The organism is Heyndrickxia sp. FW510-T9 (assembly GCF_058781025.1).
On the sequence record NZ_JBYSWK010000048.1, the window covers coordinates 17,821 to 28,871 of the forward strand.

General features: G+C 34.7%; 13 protein-coding genes, 1 pseudogene and 1 riboswitch. Of the genes and pseudogenes, 8 read left to right on the forward strand and 6 right to left on the reverse strand.

All coding sequences use genetic code 11. The features are described from left to right. The first annotated feature begins 112 nt into the window (after positions 1–112). A complete protein-coding gene (locus tag AC3WJF_RS18640; protein ID WP_492454891.1) occupies positions 113–1,591 on the forward strand; it encodes an alkaline phosphatase family protein in 1,479 nt (492 codons plus the stop codon). Positions 1,592–1,678: 87 nt separating this feature from the next. Here the strand turns inward: AC3WJF_RS18640 and AC3WJF_RS18645 are convergent, their stop codons facing one another. Together AC3WJF_RS18645 and AC3WJF_RS18650 are read right to left on the reverse strand one after the other, a co-directional pair. After that, complete coding sequence (locus tag AC3WJF_RS18645) at positions 1,679–1,810, reverse strand: YjcZ family sporulation protein (RefSeq protein WP_492454893.1); 132 nt, start codon at positions 1,808–1,810, stop codon at positions 1,679–1,681. Between the two features lie 41 nt (positions 1,811–1,851). Next, on the reverse strand, positions 1,852–1,971 hold the full coding sequence (locus AC3WJF_RS18650) for a YjcZ family sporulation protein (RefSeq protein ID WP_492454895.1): 120 nt from the start codon (positions 1,969–1,971) through the stop codon (positions 1,852–1,854). Between the two features lie 226 nt (positions 1,972–2,197). Here AC3WJF_RS18650 and AC3WJF_RS18655 point away from each other — a divergent pair, with 226 nt between their 5' ends. The 5 genes and pseudogenes from AC3WJF_RS18655 to ribH all read left to right on the forward strand — a co-directional run bounded on the left by AC3WJF_RS18655 (position 2,198) and on the right by ribH (position 5,933). Next, a complete protein-coding gene (locus tag AC3WJF_RS18655) occupies positions 2,198–2,506 on the forward strand; it encodes a cytosolic protein (RefSeq protein ID WP_492454897.1) in 309 nt (102 codons plus the stop codon). A gap of 175 nt (positions 2,507–2,681) precedes the next feature. Then, a riboswitch (FMN riboswitch) is annotated at positions 2,682–2,828 on the forward strand. Positions 2,829–3,049: 221 nt separating this feature from the next. Further along, on the forward strand, positions 3,050–4,141 hold the full coding sequence (gene ribD, locus AC3WJF_RS18660; protein ID WP_492454899.1) for a bifunctional diaminohydroxyphosphoribosylaminopyrimidine deaminase/5-amino-6-(5-phosphoribosylamino)uracil reductase RibD: 1,092 nt from the start codon (positions 3,050–3,052) through the stop codon (positions 4,139–4,141). Positions 4,142–4,147: 6 nt separating this feature from the next. Beyond that, positions 4,148–4,804 (forward strand): riboflavin synthase, encoded by a 657-nt coding sequence (ribE, locus tag AC3WJF_RS18665; RefSeq protein ID WP_492454900.1) that lies wholly within the window; start codon positions 4,148–4,150, stop codon positions 4,802–4,804. Positions 4,805–4,817: 13 nt separating this feature from the next. Next, positions 4,818–5,420 (forward strand): annotated as a pseudogene (gene ribB, locus AC3WJF_RS18670) (3,4-dihydroxy-2-butanone-4-phosphate synthase); the annotation flags it as partial. Positions 5,421–5,465: 45 nt separating this feature from the next. Next, positions 5,466–5,933, forward strand: a complete 468-nt coding sequence (gene ribH, locus AC3WJF_RS18675) for a 6,7-dimethyl-8-ribityllumazine synthase (RefSeq protein ID WP_492454902.1) — start codon at positions 5,466–5,468, stop codon at positions 5,931–5,933. 136 nt (positions 5,934–6,069) lie between these two features. Here ribH and AC3WJF_RS18680 read toward each other — a convergent pair whose 3' ends face one another. From AC3WJF_RS18680 to AC3WJF_RS18690, 3 genes are all read right to left on the reverse strand, one after another. Continuing rightward, the gene (locus AC3WJF_RS18680; RefSeq protein WP_492454904.1) at positions 6,070–6,609 is read right to left on the reverse strand and encodes a hypothetical protein; all 540 of its coding nucleotides are present in this window, start codon (positions 6,607–6,609) and stop codon (positions 6,070–6,072) included. An 80-nt stretch (positions 6,610–6,689) separates the two neighbouring features. Beyond that, on the reverse strand, positions 6,690–6,881 hold the full coding sequence (locus AC3WJF_RS18685) for a hypothetical protein (RefSeq protein WP_492454906.1): 192 nt from the start codon (positions 6,879–6,881) through the stop codon (positions 6,690–6,692). Positions 6,882–6,988: 107 nt separating this feature from the next. Next, positions 6,989–7,921, reverse strand: a complete 933-nt coding sequence (locus tag AC3WJF_RS18690) for a thermonuclease family protein (protein WP_492454908.1) — start codon at positions 7,919–7,921, stop codon at positions 6,989–6,991. 264 nt (positions 7,922–8,185) lie between these two features. Here AC3WJF_RS18690 and AC3WJF_RS18695 point away from each other — a divergent pair, with 264 nt between their 5' ends. Together AC3WJF_RS18695 and AC3WJF_RS18700 are read left to right on the forward strand one after the other, a co-directional pair. Beyond that, positions 8,186–9,466, forward strand: a complete 1,281-nt coding sequence (locus tag AC3WJF_RS18695) for an ArsB/NhaD family transporter (RefSeq protein WP_492454910.1) — start codon at positions 8,186–8,188, stop codon at positions 9,464–9,466. A 16-nt stretch (positions 9,467–9,482) separates the two neighbouring features. Continuing rightward, positions 9,483–9,764, forward strand: coding sequence for a hypothetical protein (locus tag AC3WJF_RS18700; protein ID WP_492454912.1), 282 nt, complete (start codon positions 9,483–9,485; stop codon positions 9,762–9,764). 25 nt (positions 9,765–9,789) lie between these two features. Here the strand turns inward: AC3WJF_RS18700 and ytvI are convergent, their stop codons facing one another. Further along, positions 9,790–10,890 carry a sporulation integral membrane protein YtvI gene (gene ytvI, locus AC3WJF_RS18705; RefSeq protein WP_492454913.1) on the reverse strand — a complete coding sequence of 367 codons (1,101 nt, stop codon included), beginning with the start codon at positions 10,888–10,890 and terminating at the stop codon, positions 9,790–9,792. Positions 10,891–11,051: the final 161 nt, after the last annotated feature.

Here is an 11,051-nt window from a genome sequence, read left to right on the forward strand (position 1 = left end):
TATTGTCTGTTAACTCCAATTTCCTTCTCCTACACTATATTATTCATATGAATCTGTTATTTGTTCATACTAATAGCTATACAAGATTAATCTATGGAAGGAAGAAGGATGGATGACATCTGGACAATCTCAAAAAAAAAGAGTTATTGTACTTATAGTTGATACATTAATGGATCCCACATTACAAGCTGCACTAAAGTCAGGGAATGTTCCTGCCTTTCAATTTTTTATGGAAAAGGGTTGTTATTATTCGAATGTGGTTAGCCCTTTTCCGACTATGTCTGTAAATGTTGATAGTACATTATTAACCGGCGAATATAGCGATAAACATAAAGTACCAGGACTCGTTTGGTATAATCAAAACGAAAAAAGAATTGTTAACTATGGCAGTCATCCGAGAGAACTTTATAAACTGGGACTAAAGCAATCCATGGAAGATATATTTTTCAATTTAAATCATGTTCATTTAAACAAGCAACATAAAACCATTCATCAAATATTACATAAAGAAGGAATGCAATCGTCATCCATCAATGCACTTTTATATAAGGGAAGTTGCCAAAATGTATTAAAAACACCTTTTCTCCTTTCCATGGTAACAGGATTGAAAAGGAAAATAGCTGTTTTATCACCAGACATATACTCATATGGAGCCTTTCAGTGGTTAAATCCAATCAAAAAGTATTCTACTTCATGGAGAAAATATGGCTTTAATGATAAATTTACTGCTAATGAAGTATGTTTTCTTATCAATGAAAAGAAATTACCACCTTTAACCATAGCTTATTTTCCAGATTTAGATCAAAGTGTGCATAAAAATGGAAGGAAAGATATAAAGGGGATACAAAAAGTAGATCAACAATTACAAAAAATCCTCAATCAGTACCCTTCCTGGGATGAAGCTTTGGAAAACAATATATGGATTATTTCAGGTGACAATGGACAAGCATGGATTAGTACTAATAAAAAAGAAGCGTTAATTGACCTTAGAGATCTATTGAAATCGTATCGGATAGTTAAATTAAAAAAGGGGGTAACACCTCAAGACGAAATCATCCTATGTGTGAACGAAAGAATGGTTTTTATATATACATTAAACAATCAAAATGTGCCATTAAAAGATATCGCAAAGATACTGAAAAATGATCATCGGATTGATATTATTTCCATTAAAAATGAAAAATTAGTAACTGTTACATCTGGAATACATGATGGGTATCTTCAATTTCATCCTGAAGGAGATTTTTTCGATAAATATGGGCAATCATGGTTCTTAGAAGGGAATACAGAAATATTAAATCTATCTATTACGAATAAAATCATAAAATATGGAGCTTACCCTGATGCATTAGCAAGATTATACTCCTCTTTTTTCTCACATGAAGGGGACTACCTCATTGCTAGTGCAAAACCTGGACACGAATTTATTGGAGAAGGATCTCCTACTCATATTGGAGGTGCAAGCCATGGCGGTCTGCACATGGAAGATTCGTTAGTGTCTATGATTGTTTGTGGCACTTCTACTGTACCAAAGCACTTACGAATAATTGACTTTAAGGATTGGATTTTGTCAATGGTTCAAGAAAAATAACATACTATACAAAAACCAAAGAGACCTCAGAAGGGCCTCTTTTTATATAAAAATTAAATTGGCGTAGAGTAGGTGAGTCAACTTATACTAAGCCCAACAAATTGCTCCAATAATAATTAGAAGGATAAACAATACGACAATAAGGGCAAATCCCGCCCCCATACCACCAGTAGGGGCTGGATATGCGTATCCTTGATTTCTACAACCACCGCACCACATAAAAGTCACCTCCATTTTATGAGAGAAAATTCACCTATTTATTAATAGCCCATGCCACCGCCATAGCCTCCTCCAAGAAATGCAGCTCCAACTATGATTAGTAGGATAAATAAAACAACAATTAGAGCAAATCCTGCTCCATAACCACCGCCATCAGACATGCCAAAACCTCCTTTATGTTCGGATAAAATAAGGTATGTTGTTTATGAAAAAGTGGAAAGGCATTAAAACTACTTTAGAAAAAACATTCCTAAAAATAATGATACAGTCTAAAAGAACTAACGAAGGGACAAATATTTAAAAATAAATATGCTTAGAAAACCATAGGGGAATAGTATTGTCATTAGTCCGCATAATAAGGTGAAAAGAGTTAAGGAAGTGGAATAGTTGAAGGGAAGAAAAAAATATACCGATAAAGAAGAAATATCCTATACAGATGTATCAACTGTTGAAGCGAGAAAAAACTTCATTCATCCTGAAGATTTACCAGAGGGCTCTTATGGTGCTCCTGGCGGTGCCAATACACCTGTTCAAGGAAAATCTACATCATGGGAAGAAGGACAAAGGTCATACAGTAACTTCAACTATGAATTTAAATCCTTCCATCAGGATCTACCAAGGGAATATCCAGGTGCACATCCTACACATGATGATCCGGATGAAAATCAAGAGCCGCCATATGATGAAAGTAATTAGGCTAGTTTTTTTATAACGAGTGAAAGCAAGGGGAATAGATACTTGCTTTTTTAACTCTTGAGTGATATATTTTTAATCATTATTTAGTGATAAGATTTTGTTACCGTTTAATAAATTTTTATAATGCTAAATAATAGTGGATTTTTGATAACTAAAGGATATTAATAAAACTAAATAGTTCCTTCGGGGTCGGGTGAAATTCCCAACCGGCGGTGATGAAACGAAAGGTTTCTAAGTCCGTGACCCGGTTAACGGTTTGTTAAACGGTGGAGCTGGTGAAAATCCGGCACCGACAGTATAGTCTGGATGGGAGAAGGAAAAAGCTAGGTTTGAACAAGGGATTAGTATACCCTTATTTAACCTCTATTTGAGCTGCCTTTTATTAAAGGACCCTGAATTTTAATTATTCATGGGTCCTTTTTTTATGCTTTAGGAAATTATACTTCAAATTATCACTCGATGAAATTACACTTCAAATTTCACTCATTCGTACACCGATGAGCAAGGCGCCTGCGCATTTGTTCTTTCTAAAGGAGAATTAAAATGAATGATTTTGACTACATGAATTTAGCTTTAACAATAGCAAGTGCAACAACAGGACAAACCTCGCCAAATCCAATGGTAGGAGCGGTTCTTGTTAAGGATAATCAAATTGTTGGATTAGGTACCCATATAAAAGCCGGTGGTCCACATGCGGAGGTTCATGCCATTCAAATGGCAGGAGAAAATGCAAATGGTGCAACACTTTATGTGACACTAGAACCTTGCAGTCATTATGGAAAAACTCCACCTTGTACAGATTTAATCATTCAAACCGGGGTGAAAAAAGTATTCGTTGCAACAGTAGATCCAAATCCGAAAGTTTGTGGAAAAGGTATTCAAAGTATGAAAGACGCAGGTATTGAAGTGGAAGTTGGCATACTTCAGGAAGAAGCAAGTAAGCTGAATAAAGTATTTTTTCATTATGCTAGCTCAAATCTTCCTTATGTAACAGTAAAAACCGCTATCAGTCTTGACGGCAAGATTGCAACGGTAACAGGGGAAAGTAAATGGATTACCAGTGAGGAAGCAAGAGAGGATGTTCATCGGTATCGTCATATGCATGAAGCCATATTAGTCGGCGTTAATACAGTCATAAAGGATAATCCAATGCTGACAACAAGATTAAAAAATGGGGGTAAAAACCCCATCAGGATTATCTTGGATACGACTTTGAGAATACCTTTGGAAGCGAATGTAGTGAAGGATAAATCGTCCAAAACCTATATTATAACTGGACATAAGGTAGACGCTCGAAAAGAGAGAACGATAATTGGGCTAGGAGTAGAAATCATCAAAATGGATCAATCCACCATTTTAATTAATGAAATGCTTAAAGTGTTAGGTGAGCGCGGCATTACCTCCATCTTTGTAGAAGGAGGCGCAAAAGTTCAAGGTAGTTTCCTGAAAGAAAATGCATTTCAAGAAGTAATCACCTACATCGCCCCGAAACTAATAGGCGGAGATCGTGCACCTATTACATTTGGTGGAAATGGGATAGAACAAATCAAGGATGTTCCGCTACTTCGTTTTTCGCAAATTGACAATATCGGAAATGATATAAGAATCATTGCAGTACCAATGGAGGTGACATAATAGCAAATGTTTACAGGGATTATTGAGGAAATAGGGGCGGTTCAAGCAATAAAGCGTACTGATGATTCATTTGTACTGACCATTAGCGCAAGTAAAATAATGAATGATATCCATTTGGGTGATAGTATCGCCATTAATGGAGTGTGCTTAACAGTCACAGACTTTACAGATAAACAGTTTTCAGTTGATGTCATGCCTGAAACTATAAAAGCTACAAGTCTAGCGGCGGTGACTCGTGGATCAAATGTAAATTTAGAAAGGGCTATGGCTGCTGGTGGAAGATTCGGAGGTCATTTTGTTTCTGGGCATGTTGATGGTATAGGAACCATCATGATGAAGAAAAAAGTAAAAAATGCTGTGTACTACGAAATCGAGATGAATAAAGAATTATTAAAATATATCATTCAACGTGGATCTGTTGCTGTAGATGGGACAAGCTTAACGATTTTCGGTATTAGTGAAAATAGCTTTACCCTATCTATTATTCCGCACACCCTTTCTGAAACAGTATTGGGGTCAAAAAATGTAGGAGACATCGTAAATATAGAATGCGATATGCTTGGGAAATATTTGTCCCACTTTTTAAATAATAACCAAACAATTTATACTAAAAAGGATTCCGGGATTACAGCTAAGTTTTTAGAAGATAACGGATTTACATGAGGAGATGCTTTCAATGTTCCATACAATTGAAGAGGCAATAAATGATTTGAAGCAAGGTAAAGTAATCATCGTTTGTGATGATGAAAATAGAGAAAACGAAGGAGATTTTATTGCGATTGCAGAAAAAGCGACGCCAGATATCATTAATTTCATGGTTACATATGGACGTGGTCTAGTTTGTGTTCCAATTGAAAAGGAATTAGCACAAAAACTCGATTTAGCGCCAATGGTGTCTAAAAATACTGATTCACATGAAACAGCTTTTACTGTAAGTATCGATCATAAATCAACTACCACGGGGATATCCGCCTTTGAACGGTCTGCTACCATTCTGCAGCTAATTGATAAAAGATCAACTGCTCCCGACTTCAAGAGACCAGGTCATGTGTTCCCGTTAATTGCTAGGGAAGGTGGCGTAATACAAAGACCTGGACATACAGAAGCAGCCGTTGATTTAGCTAAACTTTGTAATGCAAAGCCAGCAGGAGTGATATGTGAAATTATGAATGGGGACGGTACGATGGCGCGAGTTCCTGAACTTAGCAAAATAGCGGATAGATTTGAATTGAAAATGATCAGTATTAAAGACTTAATTAATTACAAACGCGATAAGGAAGTAAGTCACATAAATTAATTTTTTAAGAAAATGGAGGAAATGAAAATGGGTAATATTTTTGAAGGTAATCTAGTTGGATCGGGTTTGAAGATAGGGATTGTAGTAGGGCGTTTTAATGAATTTATTACGAGTAAATTATTAGGTGGTGCACAGGATGCTTTAAAACGACATGGAGTAAATGATGAAAATGTAGATATTGCTTGGGTACCTGGAGCGTTTGAAATTCCATTTATCGCACAAAAAATGGCGAAAAGTAAAAAGTATGATGCAGTTATCACACTTGGCACTGTAATCCGTGGTTCTACACCACATTTTGATTATGTTTGTAATGAAGCAGCTAAAGGAATTTCAAATACTTCATTGAATTCAAATATTCCTGTAATTTTCGGGATTCTTACCACTGAATCTATTGAACAAGCTATTGAACGTGCGGGAACGAAGGCAGGTAATAAAGGATGGGATGCCGCAGTATCTGCAATTGAGATGGCTAATTTATGCAAAAGCTTTGAATAATTGTGCCAAAAAATAATGAACAAAAACCATCTTCGCAATGGAGATGGTTTTTCGTTTTATAATAATTGCCGTATGGGAAATATAAAAGGTAAGGTTGAGATATTAAAAGAAATTTCTTCTTTGGAAAGTAGGACTTTCATTCAAAACTTGCCTTCCGTTTTCTAATCCAATCTACAATCCATTTATTAAGAATTGCTAATATGTAAAGTGTAATGAATGATTCAAAGTAATTCCAATTATGTGTCTGATATATATGGAAATAAACGAATATTGGTATCCCCACAAATGAAATTAATATATCCGCAATTAAAAATGCAAATAGATAAAAACTCCATCTGCTAAATATTTGGTAGATAAGTGTAAAAATAACAGGTATTATAGCAAAGTCAGCGGCATTAAATCGACTCGAGAAGGGGACGAGCTGGTGAGGGTAGCTCCATTTGTGGTAAAACGCCCCAATTTCATCTGTAAGTCCCACTAAAAAGATACTGATCATAAATGCCAAAGAAAGTAATATTAGGCGGCCACGATCGATTAATAAGAAGAGAAGAATTATAAATATAGCGTTTATTATTAAAATTGCCCACCAGTGAACACTAAACAAATCATGGTGAAGCCAATAGCTCCATAGCTTTTGGTGGTACTTGTTAGCAATGTTTTCAATTACATGCATCATTATCACTCCGTTTACTATCTTAAACTTCTTTTCGATAACGGTGTATAATCCTCACAAATCATACCCCTTCTAACAAAGGGCTACTTTATCTTATTTTTAACTGTATCTACTACATCTTTCATTAAAGCTTTGTCCTCATTTGATCCTTTTACGGCAACATAAATAGGTATTAATGTTAATGGAATATACATTGAATAGGTAATCCATTTAAAAAAAACATCCATTTTTTTCAACTCCATTAAGTATTTATCTATATGATTGGTCTTTTTCATAAAATTCATTCCAAAATAAATGTAAAGATGGGGAAATTTTTCATTGTAGGTATCAAAAAAATAAAGCTCTGTGATTTTCAGAGCTTTAACATCTAAATCATTTTAACCTATCGCTGTGACTTTCGATAACCGGCCTTTTTCGCATCTGTTTCCGTACAAAACCAAACGATATTATCCTTCGTACGATTATAGAATTCACCTCCAGGAATATGATAAATCTTACTGTTAGCATTTCCTTTAATTTTTCCTTTACAGCTTGTATTGCTTTCTTTGTTACCGGAAAAATTTTTAATAGAATGGATGGATGATGAATTAGTTTCGGTAGTATTTGACGAGTTGCTTTTAGCCTCAATATTGTAACCATGATCAGTTACATATCCTTGAATCGACCATATTCCTATTTTGTGTTTCCGAGCATAATCTTCATCGTTTTTTAAAGCACTCAAGTGTTTTGTATTGGGCTTGTAAATATATGCTACGCGGGCAAGACCTTTTTTCACTACCTCTTCATTGTACATTTTTCCGTTTGGTAAATAGATGTAGGCTAGTAATCTTCCGTATTTATCACGTTCATGTCCTTTCACACCTTCTTCGAGCATTACATTTGTTCCAATTGCAAGTTCTTGTTCAGCAAAAGCACTCGCCTCAGGTCCATACGGTTCAACTGGCGTTCCTGGTTTGTGTGTTTCAGGAGTATCTATTAATAGGAGACGTATCTTTTCATCTTTACCGTGTATGCTTACATGGACGGTATCACCGTCGACGTTTTTTACAATCGTTGCAGCAACAAGACCTTTTGGTAAGGTTGTTTGTGTTTTAGATTTGCTTTGAATTACATGATTATTATTACTTTTAATATTAGTTTTCTTACCATCTGAAGATTGTGAAATAGATTTTTCGCTTGTCTTTTTTTCGACGGAGCTACTAACGATTTCACTGTGTTTCGTTGTTCCGATAGATTGCGAACATGCTCCCAATAATACGAATGCAAATAATAGTAATAGCCCAATCTTTCTTTTCATGCTTTTCTTCGTTGTCAATTTGCTCAAACTCCTTATACATTTATATAACTACTTAATAAACTAATCCAAATTTAAAAGTTAGCATAATTCATCATATGTTTAAAGGTTGTAATGAAAATTTTTGTTTGTTAATATATTCATATATTAATATTTCGGTTTTAAAAGGGGGAGTCTGACAAAACAGGCTTCTTTTTTTTATTTACTTCCATTATTTTCAATCTGATTTGGGAATAATGATTGGAATACATTAATTGATACGTAATGAAAAAGGAATGATCCGCTTTGTCGAATGAAGCAATAATAGCAATTGCCATTTTTCTCCTTACTTATGGGCTAATTATTTCTGATAAAATCCATCGAACGATTATCGCTATGCTCGGTGGAATTTTGATGATTATCTTTAACATTGTGACGCAGGAAACCGCTCTTCATCATATTGATTTTAATACCATTGGATTACTTATTGGAATGATGATTATGGTTTCCATTACAGGTGAAACTGGCGTTTTTAAATATGTTGCCATTTGGTCGGCAAAAAGGGTAAATGGGAGACCAATAGCCATTTTACTTGTTTTGTCTCTAATTACTGGGATAGGCTCCGCTTTTTTAGATAACGTTACAACTGTCCTACTTATGGTACCAGTTACATTTAGCATTACTCGCCAACTACGTATTTCGCCAATCCCTTTTCTTATTTCTGAAATTCTCATGTCCAATATTGGTGGAACAGCTACAATGATTGGCGATCCACCAAATATTATGATTGGAAGTGCAGTCCCAACCTTAACATTTATTAAATTTATTACGAATTTGGCGCCAATCATCTTAATTATTATGGCGGTCACTATCCTATTGTTAATGTATATGTATAGGAAAGAGTTTAAAACATCGGATGAAACAAGAAAAAGAATTATGAGTCTCAATGAAAAGGACGAAATCACAGATAAAATACTTATGATTAAATCTCTTTCCATCATGGGTTTAACGATAATCGGCTTTTTTTTACATGAATGGATAAAGGTTGATACAGCAACCGTCGCATTAGCAGGAGCATTCATTCTATTATTGTTATCAGGGGAGAGTTATTTAGAAAGTGCGCTTGAAAATGTAGAATGGACAACGATTTTCTTCTTTATTGGCTTGTTTGTGCTTGTTTCAGGTTTAGTAGAAACTGGAATCATTGCAAAAATTGCATCCTATGCTATACAGTTAACTGGTGGACACGATACATCTAGTTCTTTTTTAATCCTTTGGCTAAGTGCCGTTGCATCGGCTTTTATTGATAATATTCCATTTGTGGCAACGATGATTCCTCTTATTCAGCAGATGGGCGAACTAGGGATTCATAATCTAGAACCTCTATGGTGGTCATTATCATTAGGTGCATGTTTAGGTGGAAACGGAACCTTAATCGGGGCAAGTGCGAATTTAGTTGTTGCAGGACTAGCAGGAAAAGAAGGATATAGGATTACGTTTGTAAAGTATTTATTCATAGGATTCCCGCTAATGTTGATTTCTATATTAATTTCCATGGGTTATATCTATATTAGATACTTACTTTAAAAAAGGTGGGGAGATAATGGTAAAGGTTCAATATGAGATGAATGAAAATATTGTTTTCATGAGTGAAAATAAGAGAGAAGACGGAATCGAAATAATACTAAAACCTAAAACGGATGATGCATTTCAAAAGCTTCATGAAGTTCGCCATTTCTTTGAAAGTGATAAAGTTTATACGGATGTATTATTTTATACTTATTCTGATAATCGAGTACAGGTAATAGTTCGGGATGATTTGTATGTAGTTTTTTTAGTAGCACTTTTTCGAAGGCAGCTAATAAAAAAGCTTGAATGGGTATAAAAAAAGACTCTCGTCGAGTCTTTTTTTATTGCTTTATCTCTTCTTCATTAATTCGAATCCATCTTTTGAAATAGCCTTGTTCGTATAGCTCCTTAAGTAAAATGGTTAAGATTGGGGTTAACAGCATTCCCCAGAATCCGAACAAGCCTAGGAAAATAACCATTAACGATAACATTAAAAACGCTGAAACTCCCAACGACTCTCCGACAATTTTCGGTTCAAGCAACTGTCTGACGAGAAATACAATGCCATATACAATTAGTAATTTAATCGCTAAGGCGGAGTTGCCGACAATGAATAAATAAAGGATCCATGGAATAAAAATAGTTGCAACTCCTAATAGCGGAAGTAAATCAAAGAGCCCAGACAAAATCGAGATAATAAAAGCATTATTAACACGGAATATTAATAATGAGACAAATATAATGACAAACGTAATGGTCATTAATTTTAATTGAGCTGTAATATATTTAGTAATTCCGCTAATTACATTAATTCGTAAAAAATCCCAGCCTTCTATCACCCAATTTGGAGCTTTTTCGTTGAATTTTGCTCTTACTTTTTCTGCATCCTTCCCTAAGAAATAAGCAAGGATGATTCCTAAAAGTAAATTCCCGATAAAAACGATACTAGTATTTACCGTTCCCACGATAGTCCATAAAAATTTAGAAAAATAGATTATAAATTTTTGACCGAATGAACCTATCTTTTCATTAATTTTTTCTGGAATTCCATATGGGAGATCTGTATATTGGTTTATGAGATGGTGATATTCGCCACCAAAATTGTTCTTTAATGTGTCAATATAACTTGGCATTTTGGTAATTAAACTATGTACTTGATTTACGGCAACCATGCCTCCGAAAAAAATCACTCCTAGTGCCAATAATAAATATAAGACAAGTGATATCGCAATGGCGGCACCCCGTTTTATTTTAATGGCAACCAATAATTTTACCATCGGCTTTATGAGCATATAAATAATGGCGCCAAACACAATTGGAGTGGCAATGCTGAAAATCCAATTGGCAAATTTTAATGAAAGCCAAATTACAGCTATTAATATAACAATATCAATAATTGTTTTATAATGTCTTTTAATAAATGACCAAACTATCTCACCCATAGAACGTCCCCTTTCTCATTATTTTTAGTATAACAGTTACCTACAAATTTTCCATAACTTGTTTCGTTACACTGGTATTAAGCAGAGTATTTCCTAAGAAGGTTTTTTAAAGGTATGAAACAGAGAGGAAAGGAAAAGAATCTGCCTATTATACTCTATTT

Bases quoted from the DNA above. Each gene is read 5' to 3' on its own strand.
- AC3WJF_RS18640 (WP_492454891.1), top strand. From the start codon at position 113: ATGACATCTGGACAATCTCAAAAAAAAAGAGTTATTGTACTTATAGTT.
- AC3WJF_RS18645 (WP_492454893.1), bottom strand. From the start codon at position 1,810: ATGTGGTGCGGTGGTTGTAGAAATCAAGGATACGCATATCCAGCCCCT.
- AC3WJF_RS18650 (WP_492454895.1), bottom strand. From the start codon at position 1,971: ATGTCTGATGGCGGTGGTTATGGAGCAGGATTTGCTCTAATTGTTGTT.
- ribD (WP_492454899.1), top strand. From the start codon at position 3,050: ATGAATGATTTTGACTACATGAATTTAGCTTTAACAATAGCAAGTGCA.
- ribE (WP_492454900.1), top strand. From the start codon at position 4,148: ATGTTTACAGGGATTATTGAGGAAATAGGGGCGGTTCAAGCAATAAAG.
- ribH (WP_492454902.1), top strand. From the start codon at position 5,466: ATGGGTAATATTTTTGAAGGTAATCTAGTTGGATCGGGTTTGAAGATA.
- AC3WJF_RS18680 (WP_492454904.1), bottom strand. From the start codon at position 6,609: ATGATGCATGTAATTGAAAACATTGCTAACAAGTACCACCAAAAGCTA.
- AC3WJF_RS18685 (WP_492454906.1), bottom strand. From the start codon at position 6,881: ATGAAAAAGACCAATCATATAGATAAATACTTAATGGAGTTGAAAAAA.
- AC3WJF_RS18700 (WP_492454912.1), top strand. From the start codon at position 9,483: ATGGTAAAGGTTCAATATGAGATGAATGAAAATATTGTTTTCATGAGT.
- ytvI (WP_492454913.1), bottom strand. From the start codon at position 10,890: ATGGGTGAGATAGTTTGGTCATTTATTAAAAGACATTATAAAACAATT.